The organism is Acidovorax delafieldii 2AN (assembly GCF_000175235.1).
GTDB lineage: Bacteria > Pseudomonadota > Gammaproteobacteria > Burkholderiales > Burkholderiaceae_C > Acidovorax > Acidovorax delafieldii_B.
The window spans coordinates 1-16,304 of the sequence record NZ_ACQT01000072.1; the positions used below are offsets into that span (position 1 = coordinate 1).

The 16,304-nt window shown below is 64.0% G+C and carries 13 protein-coding genes and 1 riboswitch; of the genes, 8 read left to right on the forward strand and 5 right to left on the reverse strand.

Going from position 1 to position 16,304, the window contains the following annotated elements; translation table 11 throughout:
* Positions 1-1,274 (reverse strand): serine/threonine protein kinase (locus ACDELDRAFT_RS11055; RefSeq protein WP_005796622.1); only part of this gene is annotated, 1,274 nt, incomplete at its 3' end.
* A 399-nt stretch (positions 1,275-1,673) separates the two neighbouring features.
* Here ACDELDRAFT_RS11055 and ACDELDRAFT_RS11060 point away from each other — a divergent pair.
* The gene (locus ACDELDRAFT_RS11060) at positions 1,674-2,561 is read left to right on the forward strand and encodes a 23S rRNA (adenine(2030)-N(6))-methyltransferase RlmJ (protein ID WP_005796623.1); all 888 of its coding nucleotides are present in this window, start codon (positions 1,674-1,676) and stop codon (positions 2,559-2,561) included.
* Positions 2,562-2,810: 249 nt separating this feature from the next.
* Here the strand turns inward: ACDELDRAFT_RS11060 and ACDELDRAFT_RS11065 are convergent, their stop codons facing one another.
* The 4 genes from ACDELDRAFT_RS11065 to ahcY all read right to left on the reverse strand — a co-directional run bounded on the left by ACDELDRAFT_RS11065 (position 2,811) and on the right by ahcY (position 6,886).
* On the reverse strand, positions 2,811-3,371 hold the full coding sequence (locus ACDELDRAFT_RS11065) for a septal ring lytic transglycosylase RlpA family protein (protein ID WP_005796624.1): 561 nt from the start codon (positions 3,369-3,371) through the stop codon (positions 2,811-2,813).
* The gene (gene metF / locus ACDELDRAFT_RS11070; protein ID WP_005796626.1) at positions 3,371-4,222 is read right to left on the reverse strand and encodes a methylenetetrahydrofolate reductase [NAD(P)H]; all 852 of its coding nucleotides are present in this window, start codon (positions 4,220-4,222) and stop codon (positions 3,371-3,373) included. Before metF ends, ACDELDRAFT_RS11065 begins: the two co-directional genes overlap by 1 nt.
* A complete protein-coding gene (locus tag ACDELDRAFT_RS11075; RefSeq protein ID WP_005796628.1) occupies positions 4,219-5,205 on the reverse strand; it encodes a TlyA family RNA methyltransferase in 987 nt (328 codons plus the stop codon). The genes metF and ACDELDRAFT_RS11075 overlap by 4 nt, the downstream gene beginning before the upstream one ends.
* A gap of 244 nt (positions 5,206-5,449) precedes the next feature.
* Complete coding sequence (ahcY, locus tag ACDELDRAFT_RS11080; RefSeq protein ID WP_005796630.1) at positions 5,450-6,886, reverse strand: adenosylhomocysteinase; 1,437 nt, start codon at positions 6,884-6,886, stop codon at positions 5,450-5,452.
* 68 nt (positions 6,887-6,954) lie between these two features.
* A riboswitch (S-adenosyl-L-homocysteine riboswitch) is annotated at positions 6,955-7,033 on the reverse strand.
* 95 nt (positions 7,034-7,128) lie between these two features.
* Here ahcY and ACDELDRAFT_RS11085 point away from each other — a divergent pair.
* From ACDELDRAFT_RS11085 to ACDELDRAFT_RS11115, 7 genes are all read left to right on the forward strand, one after another.
* The gene (locus tag ACDELDRAFT_RS11085; protein ID WP_005796632.1) at positions 7,129-7,902 is read left to right on the forward strand and encodes an SDR family oxidoreductase; all 774 of its coding nucleotides are present in this window, start codon (positions 7,129-7,131) and stop codon (positions 7,900-7,902) included.
* Between the two features lie 211 nt (positions 7,903-8,113).
* Entirely contained in the window at positions 8,114-9,742 is a 1,629-nt protein-coding gene (locus ACDELDRAFT_RS11090) for a peptide chain release factor 3 (RefSeq protein ID WP_040328878.1), read from the forward strand.
* Positions 9,743-10,061: 319 nt separating this feature from the next.
* A complete protein-coding gene (locus tag ACDELDRAFT_RS11095) occupies positions 10,062-11,936 on the forward strand; it encodes a hypothetical protein (protein WP_157764921.1) in 1,875 nt (624 codons plus the stop codon).
* A 23-nt stretch (positions 11,937-11,959) separates the two neighbouring features.
* Entirely contained in the window at positions 11,960-12,307 is a 348-nt protein-coding gene (locus tag ACDELDRAFT_RS11100; protein ID WP_040328882.1) for an EamA family transporter, read from the forward strand.
* An 8-nt stretch (positions 12,308-12,315) separates the two neighbouring features.
* Positions 12,316-13,287, forward strand: a complete 972-nt coding sequence (locus ACDELDRAFT_RS11105; protein ID WP_005796640.1) for a glycosyltransferase — start codon at positions 12,316-12,318, stop codon at positions 13,285-13,287.
* Positions 13,288-13,365: 78 nt separating this feature from the next.
* Positions 13,366-15,204, forward strand: a complete 1,839-nt coding sequence (locus ACDELDRAFT_RS11110) for a hypothetical protein (protein ID WP_005796642.1) — start codon at positions 13,366-13,368, stop codon at positions 15,202-15,204.
* A 78-nt stretch (positions 15,205-15,282) separates the two neighbouring features.
* Complete coding sequence (locus tag ACDELDRAFT_RS11115) at positions 15,283-16,113, forward strand: HAD-IIB family hydrolase (protein WP_005796643.1); 831 nt, start codon at positions 15,283-15,285, stop codon at positions 16,111-16,113.
* Positions 16,114-16,304 lie beyond the last annotated feature (191 nt).

The following is a 16,304-nucleotide window of genomic DNA, read 5'->3' on the forward strand; positions in this document are numbered from 1 at the left end:
GGGGGCGCCGGCGGCTCGGAGGAGGCCTCTGTCGCAGCAGGCGCTTCGAACACCGAATCCCCCACATCGATGAACACCGTGTCGGCCATGTCCGTGGCCACTGTGTCCGGCCCTTCGGCGGCCACGGTGTCTGGGGCTTCCTGCACCACCGCGCCACCGTCATGGACGGAGGGCCTGGCGGAGCGGTAGGTCAGCGCCTCCAGGTCCGCACCGCGCCGGGGAGTAGCCGTCACATCCACGGAGGGTATGACCCGCGCCGGGACCGGGCGGTCGGAGGGCTCGGTCCAGACGCCGCCCAGATCGAGCCGGAAATCGAAGTGCTCGACCCCTTCGGGCGGCGAGGTCATGCCCATGGTGAGCAGGAATGCGTCGATGTTCTGGGGCCGGTCTTCGGGGCGCAGCGCCAGCGACTGGGCGATGGCGGCCACGAACGACGCTGAATAGTCCACCCCGAACTGGCGCTTCACCGTCTTGGCCACGCGCGAGAACGACACCATGCGGTCGCGGATGGAGCGCAGCGTGGCGGGCAGCGGCGTGTCGTTGCACAGGCAGCCATGCACCACGGCCGCCAGCGAATAAAGATCGCTCCACGGCCCTTGGCGCAGTTCCTCGTCGCCGTCGGCATACTGCTCGATCGGCGCGTAGTTCACCTTCAGCACGGCGGTGTGCTTGCGGCCCTGTTCATTGATGGCGTGGCGCGCGGCCCCCAGGTCCAACAGCACTGGCGGCCCGTTGTATTGAAGGAAGATGTTGTCGGGCGAAATATCGCGGTGCAGCGTGTTGCCTTCGTGCAGCACGCGCAGCGCCCCCAGCACCGACCACAGCATTTTGCGCAGCCAGGCCTCGGGCGGAGGCGTGCGCATCAGGGCACGTGCCTGCTTGAAGGTCATGCCCGTATAGAGCGGCATGACCATGTAGGCCGTGTTGTTGGCCTCCCAGAAGCGGAAGACCTTGACCAGCGAGGGATGGTCAAACTGCGCCAGCAGGCGTGCCTCGCCCATGAAAGAGGCCAGCCCGGCCTGGAAGGCCTGCTGGTCGGACGACGAACGCACCCACAGCGACTGCCCTTGCGAGCGGCCCGCCAGCGCCGAGGGCATGAATTCCTTGATGGCCACGGGGCGGAGCAGCGAATGGTCGAACGCCTTGTAGACCATGCCAAAGCCGCCCACGCCCAGCAGTTCCTGTATCTCGAACTCGGCCAGGCGCGTGCCCGGTGGCAGCGCATCCACATGGTTCACGCGGCTGGCAGAAGGGGGGCTGGTGCTTTCGGTCATCATGGCTCGGATAAGGCAGGCTCGCGCGGGACAGCAAGGCATTGGGCAAACGCGCCGCCCCGGCGCGGTTGCCATCATGAAGCATGGACAACCGCTCGCGGAAACAAAAGGCATCCTGTCTGCGAAAAACATCACAGCGCCGCGCCCCCCGATTGTGCCGCCCCGTTCGCACCCGCCCGGCAGGCAACCGACAGCGCCGTCCGGCCGGCACCGTGCAATGCCCTGCGGCCACCTGCACCGGTGGGCCGATGGATGCCAAAACTGCCGCCAGCGCACGAACTACGGCCGCCAACAGCTCGTTTTTTAATAGCAACTGATGCCGACGGCTATGGCGCGCTGCGCCGCACGCGGCAAACCCGCCGCCCCAGCGGTTAACGGGCAAGTCGTTACCATTGCGCCATGTTCAGTTATCGCCACGCCTTTCATGCGGGCAACCACGCCGATGTGCTCAAGCACACCGTCCTGATTGCTGCCCTGCAACACCTCACCGAAAAAGACGCGGCGCTCACCGTGCTCGACACCCACGCGGGCGCGGGCCTGTACCGGCTCGATGGCGACTACGCCAGCACCAGCGGCGAAGCCGCCGACGGCATCTTCCGCCTCATTGCGCCAGGGGTGGGGCCCCTGGTTCCCGCGCTGCAGGCCTATGTGGACCTGGTGAAGGCATTCAACCAGGGTGCGACCACCCGGGTCTACCCCGGCTCCCCCTTCATCATCCAGCGGCTGCTGCGCAGCCACGACAAGCTCAAGCTGTTTGAGCTGCACCCCACCGACCTGCGCGCGCTGGCCGGCAACGTAGCGCAGCTCGAGGCGGGCCGACAGGTCGCCGTGCTGCACGAGGACGGGTTCGAGGGGATTCGCAAATTTCTGCCCCCACCGGCCCGCCGCGCTTTGGTGCTGTGCGATCCCAGCTATGAAATGAAGAGCGACTACGGCAAGGTGCTGGACATGGCCGCCGACTCGCTCAAGCGCTTTGCCACCGGCACCTATGCCGTCTGGTACCCCATCATTCCGCGCCCCGAGGCGCACGACCTGCCCCGCCGCCTGAAAACCCTGGCTACCAAGGCGGGCAAGAGCTGGCTGCACGCCACGCTCACCGTAAAGTCCAGCAAGATCACCGAGAACGCCGCTGGCGACACCAAGCGCCCCGGCCTGCCGGCGAGCGGCATGTTCCTGATCAACCCGCCCTACACCCTGAAGGCCGCGCTCAAAGACGCCCTACCCCAGATGGCCGAGCTGCTGGCGCAGGACAAACACGCCACCCACACGCTCGAATCGGGCGGCTGACGACCCCGTCGCTGCGAGGTGAGCGAGGCGTGCTCCGTCAGCGGTTTCCAGCGTCACGCACTGCGCACACCCGCAGCCTGAGCCAGAGACGCCAGACAAGGGCCGCTCCGCCGCATGGGCGTCGCCCCCCTGGAGAGGCTGGGAGCCACGGCTCCAGGCCTGCCCGGGCAGGCCTGGACGTGCACGAAGAGCTGCCCACCCATGGTGGCAGCACCGAGACACCAAAGGTGACTCAGGGGGTCTTTCGTTTCACGGCGCCGGGCAGTCCTTGTCGTCCTCCTGAAGGGCAAACAACTCCACCGGCTTGAGACCCAGGCCGACCATGCCCAGTGCCTCCGCGGCGCCCCGGCTCAGGTCGATCACCCGGTTGGGGGCGTGGGGGCCGCGGTCGTTGATGCGCACGATCACCGTGCGCCCTGTGGCCTGGCTGCGTACGCACACGCGTGAACCAAAGGGCAGCGTGGGGTGCGCGGCCGTGAGCGCTCGCATGTCAAACAGCTCTCCGCTGGCGGTACGCCGCCGGTGGAACTGCGCCCCATACCATGAGGCCAGCCCCACCTCGTCGGCTGGCAGGCCGAGCGGCGACCCGTCGGCGGCGGTGGGTTCGGGTTTAGCGGGGGGATCGATCAGCATCGCCTCACCCGGCACGGACAAGAGGTTAGGGGCCAGCGCGTCCGGCTCTGCTTGCAGCCCCTGGGCCTGCGCAGCCGTGCAGGCGCTGCCCAGCAGCCACAGGCCTAGCGCCCATCGCAGCAGCAGCCACAGGGCAACGCCGCAATGGGCCCCGGGAGGCTGTGTGCCCCCCGCCATCAGATCCCCAGCCGGCGACAGATCTCCAGCGTCGCGGCGCTTTGGTTCATGGTGTAGAAGTGCAGCGCGGGCACGCCCGCACTGCGCAACTGGTCGCACAGGTCGGTCACCACATCCAGGCCAAACGCCTTGATGCTGGCCGTGTCGTCACCAAACGCCTGCAGGCGCAGGCGGATCCAGCGCGGAATCTCGGCACCGCAGGCATCCGAAAACCGCATCAGCTGCGTGGAGCTGGAAATCGGCATGATGCCCGGCACCACCGGCACGTCGGCGCCCAGCTGGCGGGCGTCTTCGACGAAGCGGAAATACGCATCGCTGTTGTAGAAGTACTGGGTGATCGCGGAGTCCGCGCCCGCACGCACCTTGGTCACGTAGGCCTGCAGGTCCGCCTCGGGAGACTTGGCCTGGGGGTGCACCTCGGGGTAGGCAGCCACTTCAATGTGGAAGTCGCGGCCCGTTTCGGCGCGGATGAAGGCCACCAGATCGCTGGCGTAGTGGAACTCGCCGCCTGCGCCATAGCCGCTGGGCAGGTCGCCACGCAATGCCACCAAGCGCTTGACGCCCATGGCCTTGAGCGTGGCCAGCTGCTCGCGCACCGACTGGCGCGTGGCTCCGATGCACGAAAAGTGCGAGGCGGCGCCTACGCCTTCGGACAGGATCTCACGCACCGTGCCGAACGTGCCTTCTTGCGTGGAGCCCCCTGCGCCGTAGGTCACCGAGCAGAAGTCGGGGTGCAGGGCATACAACTGCTGGCGCGCCACGCGCAGCTTGTCGGCCCCTTCAGGCGTCTTGGGCGGAAAAAACTCGAAACTCACCGGGAACCCGGTGCCTTGCGCGTGGGCTGCATTCATGCGGCTCTCCTTGCGTGTACAAAAAATTCTCGGTTGCCATCGCCGCCCTGGATGGGACTATCGATCCACGCCAACACCTCCAGGCCCAGCGTGGCGCAGCAATCGCGGATGCGCTGCTCCACCACCGCATACAAGGACTCGTCGCGCACGATGCCGCCCTTGCCCACCTGCCCCGGTTGCAGCTCGAACTGGGGCTTGACCAGCATGAGCAGGTCGCCCTGGGGCGCCAGCAACGGCATCAGCGCAGGCAGCACCAGAGTGAGCGAGATGAACGACAGGTCGCCCGTTACCAGCGCAAAGCTGGGTGTGATGTCCACATCGGCGCACTCGGGCCGGCGGCGGCGCTCCACGGGCAGCGTGCCCTGGGCGCGCTGCGCGCGTTCGGACTTGAAGGCCTCGATGTCCTGGTCCTTGGCGTCGTCGCTGTCGTCGTACGCTTCGTCCACCAGGCCGCCGTTGCGCATCCAGCTGTAGGGAGCCTCGGGCTGGGTCTCGTTGTCTTCTTCGGGCTCGATGACTTCGGACAGGGCCATCTCGCAGGCCTGCACCAATGCATCGGCCGTGAGCGAACGGGCATTCACACCCTCCACACAAACCACCCGGGGATCGCTGCGCAGGCGTTCGTGCAACTGGTCATGGCCCACGTCCACGCCGATCACCTGCGCGGCGCCCTGCTGCAGCAGGCAGTCGGTAAAACCGCCCGTGCTCTGCCCCACGTCGAGACAGCGCAGCCCCGCCACCGCAAGGCCGGTAGTCCGCAACGCGCCTTCGAGCTTGAGCCCGCCGCGCGAGATGAACTTGGCTTCTGCCTCGTCGAGCAGGCGCACCTCGGCCACGGACGGGATCTCGTCGCCGTTCTTGGCGACCTTCTGCCACGGCGCCAGCGGCGACAGGCGCCACTCCACCCCGGCGGCGATCAGCCGCTGGGCCTGCGAACGCGTGGCCGCATGCCCATGCTCCACCAAAAACACATCTGCACGCATCGCGCCCGTCCTTCAATATTAAATCACCCGCCAGCGCTTACATATCAAGCACAAACAGCTATCATAAAAATAGCAATCATAAGCATGCAACCCGCCACCGCGGACCCGGTTTTGGCGGGCTGCCGAGCGGCGTCCACGGCGGGGCGAGGCCCAAGGCTCCAGACCTGCAGGCGCAGGGCCTGGACAGGCCGGCGTGCAGCCGCGCTGGCACGCGCCAGCGCGGCGCACCGCGCCCCCGGAGAAATCAATACCGGTAGGTATCGGGCTTGTAGGGGCCGTGCTTGGGCACGCCGATGTAGGCGGCTTGCTCGTCGCTGAGTTCGGTCAGCATGGCGCCGACCTTCTTCAGATGCAGGCGCGCCACCTTCTCGTCGAGGTGCTTGGGCAGCACGTAGACCTTGCCCACGTCGTAGCCCTCGGGGTGGGTGAACAGCTCGATCTGCGCGATGGTCTGGTTGGCGAAGGAGTTGGACATCACGAAGCTCGGGTGGCCCGTGCCGCAGCCCAGGTTCACCAGGCGGCCCTTGGCCAGCAGGATGATGCGCTTGCCGTCCGGGAAGATCACATGATCCACCTGGGGCTTGATCTCTTCCCACTGGCAATGCTCTTCGAGCTTGGCAACCTGGATCTCGTTGTCGAAGTGGCCGATGTTGCAGACGATAGTCTGGTCCTTCATCGCCTTCATGTGCTCGAAGGTGATGACGTCGCGGTTGCCGGTGGTGGTGACGAAGATGTCAGCCTTGTCGGCGGCCCATTCCATGGTCACGACCTTGAAGCCTTCCATGGCGGCCTGCAGGGCGTTGATGGGGTCGATCTCGGTCACCCACACCTGGGCGCTCAGGGCGCGCAGCGCCTGGGCCGAGCCCTTGCCCACATCGCCATAGCCCGCCACCACGGCCACTTTGCCGGCGATCATCACATCGGTGGCGCGCTTGATGCCGTCCACCAGCGATTCGCGGCAGCCGTACAGGTTGTCGAACTTGGACTTGGTGACCGAGTCGTTCACGTTGATGGCGCGGAACAGCAACGTGCCCTTGGCCGACATTTCCTTGAGGCGGTGCACGCCGGTCGTCGTCTCTTCGGTCACACCGAGTATCTGGGCGCTCTTGCGGCTGTACCAGCTGTCGTCTTCGGCCAGCTTGGCCTTGATGGCAGCGTACAGGATGCGCTCTTCCTCGCTGCCCGGGTTAGCCAGCACCGAGGCGTCCTTTTCGGCGCGCTTGCCCAGGTGCATCAGCAGCGTGGCATCGCCGCCGTCATCCAGGATCATGTTGGGGCCTTCGCCTTCGCTGCCCTTGGGGCCGAAGTCGAAAATGCGGTGGGTGTAGTCCCAGTAGTCCACCAGCGTCTCGCCCTTGATGGCGAACACCGGCGTGCCGGTGGCGGCAATCGCGGCGGCGGCGTGGTCCTGCGTGGAAAAGATGTTGCACGAAGCCCAGCGCACGTCGGCGCCCAGGGCCTTGAGCGTCTCGATCAGCACGGCCGTCTGGATGGTCATGTGCAGCGAGCCGGTGATGCGCGCGCCCTTCAGGGGCTGCTTGGCTGCGAATTCCTCGCGGATGGCCATCAGGCCGGGCATCTCGGTCTCGGCGATGCGAATTTCCTTGCGGCCCCAGTCGGCCAGGCCGATGTCGGCAATGGCGCTGTCGGCCAGGGTAGGTGCGTTGACGCGTGCGTTCATGGTTTGCTCCAAAGCATGTTTGAAAAAACCACTCGCCGGGGGAAAGGGGGAAAGCTCACCACACGGAAAGTGGATGAGCGTCGTTGCTTATGACTCCGAGCCTCACGCCCCGCCAATGCTGGGGGCGCTGCAACGCTCCTCGGAACCCGCGATTATAAGGAAACCGCGCCCAATGTCTCCTGCGCGGCTGACCACACCCGCACACCGCCCCACACTGGCGCCTCCCGCAACAGGAGCATCTGATGGAAGCAAAAGACAAAGTGGTCATCGTGACCGGGGGCGCCAGCGGCATCGGCCGCAGCCTGGCCCGCCGTTATGCCGCCGAGGGCGCGCGCGCCGTCGTAGTGGCCGATCTGCATCTGGAGCAGGCGCAGGCCGTGGCCCAGGAAATCGGCGGCCTGGCCGTGCGCTGCGACGTCTCGAAGGAGGCCGACATCCAGGCCCTGGTGGCCACCACGCGCGAACGCTATGGCCGCGTGGACGCTTACCTTTCCAATGCCGGCATCCTGGGCCGCAAGGGCGGGCTGGAACTGGACGACCCGCTGTGGGAAGCCATGTGGCACATCCACGGCATGGCCCATGTGTGGGCGGCGCGCGCCGTGGTGCCCGAGATGGTGGAGCGCGGCGAGGGCTTCTTCCTGGTCACGGCCTCGGCGGCCGGGCTGCTGACCATCGTCGAGTCCGCCCCCTATGCCGTGACCAAGCACGCGGCCGTGGCCTTCGCCGAATGGCTGCGCATCGCCTACGGCCGGCGCGGCGTGCAGGTGGCCTGCCTGTGCCCGCAGGCGGTGCAGACGGCCATGGTCACCGGCGACGGCAGCTCGGCCGGGCACGATGGCATCCTGCCGCCGGAGCAGGTCGCGGACGATGTGCTGCAAGCGATGCAGGACGGGCGCTTTTTGGTGCTGCCCCACCCCGAAGTGGCGCAATATTTCCGCAACAAGGGCCAGGATTACGAGCGCTGGCTCGGCGGCATGCAGAAGATGTACGCGCGCCACACGCAGCCGCTGTCCTAGGGCGGCTCCGGGCAGCGGCTCGCACGCTGCTCGCGGTGCGCCCCGCTTGGCGGATGCCTGCTCAACGCGCCATGGCAGGAGCCACCGATGGCCGGGAGCAGAATGCCGGCGCCGCTAGAATCCCGCGATCCGGGCGCACATGCGCCTGCCGCGCCGACTGCCGCACCACCTTGCCGCAGCGTGTTGCCCCACCCTCTCTTGGAATCCCCCTGTGTCTTACGCCCCCGAAACCCGGCGCCGCCGCACTTTTGCCATCATTTCCCACCCCGATGCGGGTAAGACGACGCTGACGGAAAAGCTGCTGCTGTTCTCGGGCGCCATCCAGATCGCCGGCGCCGTGAAAGGCCGCAAGGCCAGCCGCCACGCCACGTCCGACTGGATGGAAATCGAAAAGCAGCGCGGTATCTCGGTGGCCAGCTCGGTCATGCAGATGCTGTACCGCGACCACGTGATCAACCTGCTCGACACGCCCGGCCACAAGGACTTTTCGGAAGACACCTACCGCGTGCTCACCGCCGTCGATTCGGCCCTCATGGTGATCGATGCGGCCAACGGCGTGGAAGCGCAGACGCGCCGCCTGATCGAGGTCTGCCGCCAGCGCGACACACCCATCATCACCTTCGTGAACAAGATGGACCGCGAGGTGCGCGACCCGCTGGACATCATGGACGAGGTGGAACGCGAACTGGGCATGCCCTGCTGCCCCATGACCTGGCCGGTGGGCCAGGGCAAGAGTTTCGGCGGGATCATCAACCTGCGCACGCAAACCATGACGGTGTTCGAGTCGGGCAGCGAACGACGCCCGCAGGATTTCGAGAGCATTCCGCTCACCGACGTGCACACGCTGCGCGCCCGCTTCGGCGCCGAATTCGACGCTGCGATGGACAGCATGGAGCTGGCCACTGGCGCTTCTCCTGCCTGGGACCACGAGGCCTTCCTGGCTGGAAAACTGACCCCGGTGTTCTTCGGCTCGGGCGTGAACAATTTCGGGGTGATGGAAGTGCTGGATGCCCTCGTGGACATGGCCCCGCCGCCCGGCCCGCGCGTAAGCACGCTCGAAGTGAACAAGCATCCCGTGGTCAAGACCATCCAGCCCGAAGACGAAGGTTTTTCAGGCGTGGTGTTCAAGGTCCAGGCCAACATGGACGCCAACCACCGCGACCGCATCGCCTTCGTGCGCGTGGCCAGCGGCAAGTACACGCCGGGCATGAAGCTCAAGGTGCAGCGCACGTCCAAAGAGCTGCGCCCCACCTCGGTTGTCACGTTCATGTCCCAACGCCGCGAGGCCGTCGAAGAAGCCTATGCGGGCGACATCATCGGCTTCACCACCCACGGCGGCGTGCAGCTGGGCGACACCATCACCGACGGTGCCAACCTGCAGTTCACCGGCCTGCCCTTCTTCGCGCCCGAGATGTTCATGACCGTGGTGCTCAAGAACCCGCTGCGCACCAAGCAGCTCCAGCAGGGCCTGGCCCAGCTGGGCGAGGAAGGCGCCATCCAGGTCTTCAAGCCCGATGCCGGCGGCAACATGCTGCTCGGCGCCGTGGGCCAGTTGCAGTTCGAAGTGGTGCAGCACCGTCTCAAAGCCGAATACGACGCAGACGTACGCCTGGAAGGCTGCCAGTACACCGGCGCGCGCTGGATCACGGCGGACACACCCGCAGAGTTGCGCGAGTTCGAGAACGCATACCCCCTGCGCATGGCGCACGATGCGGCCAACACCCTGGCCTACCTGTGCACCAGTCCCTATGACGTGCGCTTGGCGCAGGAACGGTTTCCCAAGATCCACTTCCATCCGCTGCGGGAGCATGCGGGGTTGACGCTGCAGGTCAGCGCGTAGAAGCAGCCCTATGGTTCGCGAAACAGAGTCGGCTCGCAGCGCAGTGCCCGGCTGAGGGGGAGATAACGACGCTGGTTCTTGACGCGCAAAAGACCCCGCGCAGCTTTGCAAAGCTTGCCGTTTCGAATTGCGTCTTTCGTCCGCGAAGTGCGGGGATTTTCACTTTGTCACAGACGAGTTTCACGATCGCAACACATCATCGTCAACTTTCATGAATTCGCCCTTCCCACCCAGCATCCATCGCAACAACTGGTCCTCAACATTGGCAGGATTCCAATGGCTGTGGCCACTTATGGCGTGTTGGACGGGATGGAGGGAGATGGCAAAGAGGATCGATCAGCCCGTCCACGTCGACGCACAGCAGGTGTACCTGCCAGCTGCGCATGCTTTTCTTGAGCAGGGTTGGGCCTATTTCCTGACCCCAGAAAGCTATCGAGTCGTTCCTTTGGCGTATCTGTGGCCAGCGCTCTGGGGGGCAGATCCGGAGTGGATTCGCTTGGCCAACGGTGGGCTTTGGATGGGATGCGTGTATTTTCTGTGGCGAACCTGCGATCTGCTGGGCGGCTACCGCGCAGGAGTCGTCGCCATGCTGCTCTGGGCCTTTCATCCTGAACTGCCGCGCTACTTCGCGACAGAATTGACGGAGCCCATTTTCCTGTTCGGCCTGTTAGGATGGATGCACGCGATGGCCCAGATTTGGGTCAGCGACAAGACGACCCTTCCCATGGCAGCGCAGGGAGCTGTCATGTTGACGGTGACGCTGCTTTCACGTCCGGTATTGCAACTGCTTGCGCCCGCTGGGCTCGCATTTTGCATTGCATGCCTGGCCTATTGGCACTTCAACCCGCGACGTACGGGGGCAACGGATTACCGAAAAGCGGTCGGGTGCATCTCTTGGAGTCTGGCACTTGGTCTCCTGCTCCCGCTCGCACTGGTATTGAAGAACGGCATGGTCTTCGGGCTCTGGGGTCTCGGAACGGGCTCAGGAACGGGGCTGTATCTGGGTACCCACCCATTATTCCAGGGGGCAGAGCCACCTTTCCTAGGGTTCAACTACGACGTCAATATCCTTGCTGGGCTTAAAGCCAAGGACGGCGATCATCTGGGCCTGGTAGCCGACAGAGCCGCCCGGAATGCAGCGTTGTGGCAAATCCAATCCATGGCACCCGCCGAAGCAGTCGCTTTCTTCTCACGCAAACTCTGGTGGTGGTTGGCACACCATCCAGCGCAGATTGATGTTTTCGGGAGCGCTTTGCGCAAATTGCGCCTGTTTGAGCTGCTGGTGCTGATGGCTGGCACGACCTCCATCGTCTATCGCTGGTTCCGAGGCGTCTCACTCTCCCCGCACCAGGCTGTGGGCAGTCAGCCCAACAAGATGGAAACAGCCCGACTGACATTTGCAGCGACTTTGTTGATGCTGTTTGCGCTCATGGTAATCCAGCTGATCCCCATTCTCTACAACAGCCGATACAGTTCCGCGCTTCTGGATCCTTGGCTCATCCCCTTGGCTGCTTGCAGTGTTGCTTATTTGACCGCCTCCATCCGGTTCGCCGCCACCTTGCAAAAGAGCCAATGGAGCCTCGAAATTGTTGCCCGCCAGGGCGCCTCAGTCGCGCCTACCGTAATGATGTTGACGTGCGTGACGACCATCGCCATTACCTTGTACAACGTAGTGGGCAAGCGTGAAAGCACCTCGGTGGATTCCGGCCACATGGGGCAAACCCTGCAGCACTTGAGCATCACGTCTCTTGATCGAGTCAAGACCAACGGAATGAAAGCCCACGGCAGTCAAATGTGGGTCACCACGGAATCTCCCTCTGTATTGCAAGTGCGCCTGGAGCAAGACGATATCGAAAAAATGGCACAAATTCCTTTGTTCAACGCCCTGTGGGAAACAGAAGTCGCGCTTCGTACCGAGAAGGGACAACATTGCCGTAAAGCCGAGGTTTCCTATCAGACAGCGGATGGGGCCATTTTGCAGCCTCATTACAGGCGGCCGCTGCTGCTGCCAGTCCTGGCGGATGGAGTAATTCAGCGTCTGGTCACTCATGCCAATGGTGAGTTGCGCCCACGCCAACCGGGCAGCCTCCGCACCGTCTTGCACTGTCCAGTGGGAACCCTGGTGGAATGGCGCCAGACCCGGTTCCTGGAGAGCCGCCACCCGTGGGACGCAGCCAACCACATCCGACCGTGAATTCATCGTCCATAAACCAAAGCATGAGCCTTTCGCTGAGCCTCTCCACCCTCCTTTGCGTAGTCGGTATTTCCATTGGACAGTTAATGTTCAAGAAGGCGGCTGCAGCCCTACCGGTGCAACCTGAAGTCATGGATTGGCTGCTCAACGGTTGGTTGATTACCTCTCTGGCACTTTACGGAATCACCACGCTGGGTTGGATCTGGATTCTGCGCCACGCGCCCCTGCACCTCGCCTACCCATTCATGGGATTGGCCTTTCTCATAGTGCCGACGCTGGCCTGGCTGTTTCTGGGGGAGCCTCTGCAATGGCGCACTCTTGCGGGAGGGGTGCTGATCGTCGCTGGCGTAGCGCTGGCCTCAACGCACTAGGAAACGCCATGCGTATCGCTGTCGCCATCCCCTGCTACAAGGTTACCCAGCATGTGCTGGGTGTGATCAACGCAATTGGGCCTGAGGTGCAGACCATCTATGCCGTAGACGACGCCTGTCCTGACGGCAGTGGTCGCTTCATTGAAGCTAACAACCGTGACCCAAGGGTGCGGGTGCTCTACAACCCACACAACCGAGGGGTGGGCGGTGCGATCGTGACTGCCTACAAGGCAGCCATCGCTGACGGGATGGACATCGTTGTCAAGATCGATGGCGATGGTCAGATGAACCCAGTGCTCCTGCCGCACTTCGTGCGTCCGTTACTGCGCGGCGAGGCGGACTACACCAAGGGCAATCGGTTTTTCCGACCTGAATCAGTGCAAGGCATGCCGCCAGTCCGTCTGTTCGGCAACGCGGTGCTGTCGTTTCTGACCAAGCTCAGCTGCGGCTACTGGAACATCATGGATCCCACCAATGGCTATACCGCCGCGCGCACCTGCGTATTGTCGGAACTGCCGCTGGACAAACTGGAGCAGCGCTATTTCTTTGAAACCGACATGTTGTTCCGCTTGAATACCGTGCGTGCCGTCGTCAAGGACGTACCCATGGACGCGGTATATGCCGACGAGCAGTCCCATCTTCAGGTTGGCAAGGTTCTTCCCGAATTCTTGCGCAAACATGCATCGCGACTTTGGCGACGGTATGTCTATAACTACCTGGTGCGCGATTTCAACGTCGGCACGCTTTACAGCATCTTTGGAACGCTGCTTGTGCTGGCTGGCTCGGCCTTCGGCGTATGGCATTGGGTTACCAGCGCCAGCACCAACCATCCGGCGACCAGCGGTACCGTCATGCTTGCCGCGCTGCCGGTGTTCATCGGCATACAGTGCCTGATTGCCTTTTTGCACTACGACGTGAGCAACTTGCCGACCGAGCCGTTGAGCCTTTCGCTGGCAGACGTCCCCACCAGCTCACGCTGACCCCCGCCGTACCGGCGTCAATCCTGCACCGCCGAGGCTGCACAATCCATCCCCACGTCCTTGTCCCGCGCGTCACTCATGCCTCTCCTCCTGGTCAACAAACTGAGATTCGCCAGTCTGGCGCTGCTGGCCGCCATGGCCTTCAATGCAAATGCGCAGAGTTCGCGCCCGCCCTTCGTCATTGCCCCGACCGTCGAGGGCATGTTCCTGTGTGACGAGGCCGTCGCGCAGCCGCAGGTGCGCTCCATCGACGAGGCCTACGCCTATTGCCGGCAACGCAAACTCGACGGAGCACCCGCCATTTCGCGGCTGCTTGACAAACTGGAGCCTAGCGGTCCACAGGGCAGCGTTCAGGTGGGCTACACCGCCACGCTACAGCTGCTGGGGCTGTACCGTGCAACCGCCAAGGGGTGGGCCATCGATCCTGCCCGAGTGGAGGAGTTTCTCGGCGTCATCAGCAAGGTGCAGCGCCCTGTGGTCATCTATTTTTCTGCGGACCATTTCGACTCCATGGGGCCGATCACCGGAGAGCTGCGCAGAGATCCACGCAATCTCATGCAGTTGCGCGACGGCAAGCCGCTGGAGCTGAACTATTTCGGCTACCGCATCATGCCCTACACCTTGGTGACGGACGCCGAGATCCCCGTCAACAAGTACCGCCGCGATGCGCTGACCTACGTGGCGCAGCGCATCAAGAAACTGCCCAAGGCGGTGCAAGGCCGCATCGTTGCCTATACGCTCGCGGGCGAACTCCACCACATGTTCCCGGACTTCGAGAGCGGCATGGGCGCATACCAGGACATTCAGGTCACGGACTACAGCCCCGCCTCGGTGACGGGCTTTCGTCAGTGGCTGCGCACCCGGTACCGGAGCATCGAGCAGTTCAACGCGCAAACGGGCCTGTCCTACGCTTCATTTGACGCAGTACCGGCACCGTCCAAAAACATCCGCAAGGAAAAACTCACGTCTTTTGGCGAGCACTACGACGCTTTCGCCGACGGCACGCTACCAATCGCGGGATGGCTGTGGGATCCCAACAAGGCCATTCAACAACTGGACCTGTATGTGGATGGCAGGCATATCGGCCCTGTCCCCCGCGGCCTGAACCGGCTGGACGTGTATCGCGCAGAAGCCTCCGTCACCAGCCCTAACACCGGATTTCGCTTTGACCTCGACTTCAGCGGCCTGCGCCCTGGACGGCACCTTGCCCAAGTCGTCGCCACGTCCAGCGACAGCCGCTACAAACTGGCGGAGGCCGAGTTTGTGGTGGTGCCACGCGACCAGGGGCGGGTGGCATCGGCCAGAACGGTAGAGGTGCCGTCGCTCAAGAACGCCAAGGCCCTGCCGGGCGTCCGCTCGTGGCTCGACATGCCCAAGCCTTTGCAGGACGTTTATTTCAATCCGCTGGCACGCGACTGGAATCAATACCGCGAATCGCAGGTGTACGCTTTTCTGAGCGATTTCCACCAGTGGGCGCTCAAGGCCGGACTGCCTGCTGAAAAGCTCTACTCCCACCAGATCGTGCCCAACGTCAACGCCTCATGGAACCCGCAATTGTTTGCCGCCGGCCAGACGCTGAACGGTAGCGCCCCCTGGAAACAGGGCCTGAACATGTACGGTGGCGCCACCGACAGCGCATGGCTGCGCGATTTCATGGCACGCAGCAAAATCACGGATTACGGCGTGCCCGAATTCAACCCACAGCAATGGAAAAGTGACGGAACGCATCTTGCCGCCATGCAGTCCCACTACGATGCGGGCGCCCGCTTCATCAGTCCCTATTACTTCTCAGTGGTACCGGACCGGTTCAAGGGCGGCGCCGAACACGGCGTCAATCGCATGGAGTTGAGGCCCGACAACCCCAAGGATGGCTCCGACCGCTTCTACCAGGCCATCACCGACTACGCCAAGAAGTGACCGCCGTCACAGCGGCCGCCCCACCGAGGGCGGTCACCACGCCCTCCCGCGCCCTGCGCCCTACCTTTGTTCTTTTTCATGCAGCCGCTGACCCAATGGCCCGCCCTGGCGCGGGTATCGCTCCAAGGCATCCTCACCGACATCGACGACACCCTCACCACTGAAGGCGCCATCACCCCCGATGCACTCGGTGCGTTGGCGGACCTGAAGGCGGCAGGACTGCATGTCATTCCCATCACGGGCCGGCCCGTGGGTTGGAGTGAGCCCTTCGCGATCACCTGGCCTGTGGATTCCATTGTTGCGGAAAATGGGGCCGTGGCGCTGCGGCGCGCAACAGGTGACTTTGTTCAGGAAGGCATGGTTTCCCTGCAGAGCGCGCGTCAGCAGCCAGTCAAAACATACCAGCAGGACGCCATTACCCGCGCGGCCAACTACGCGAGCATGCAACAGGTGCTGGCGCAGATCGAACGCGAGGTACCGGGTGCCCGCCGGGCCACCGATTCACCTGGCCGCGAGACCGACATCGCCATCGACCACAGCGAGTTCACCCACCTGCCGCAGGACGCCATCGACCACGCAGTGCGCATCATGCGCGCGGCGGGCATGAACGCCACGGTGAGCAGCATCCACATCAACGGCTGGTTTGGGGCGCACAACAAACTGGAAGGCGCCCGCTGGATCGTGCGTGAGCTGTTGGGGCGCGACCTTGATGCCGAGATCGACCAATGGGTGTACGTGGGCGATTCCACCAACGACCAGCTCATGTTCCAGCACTTCCCGCACAGCGTGGGCGTAGCCAATATTGCGCGGTTCGTGCCGCAGCTCACGCACCTGCCGCGCTACGTGACGCAGGGCGAGCGCGGCGCGGGCTTTGCAGAGGTGGCGCGCGCGGTGCTGGCTACACGTTGATGCATCCGGCGATGCCCGCAGCGCCCACCGCATGCGAAAGCTGCGCTAGAGTTCGACATGGACTTGATCAACACCCTTCGACAATGGCAGGCCATCGACCGGACGCGGCCACGCCTGCCCAGTGAGAATCTCATAGTGGTCGGCCTTGGGCTCGCGCTGATCGCAGCGTCCCTGCGTTCCGAGCGCCGCGG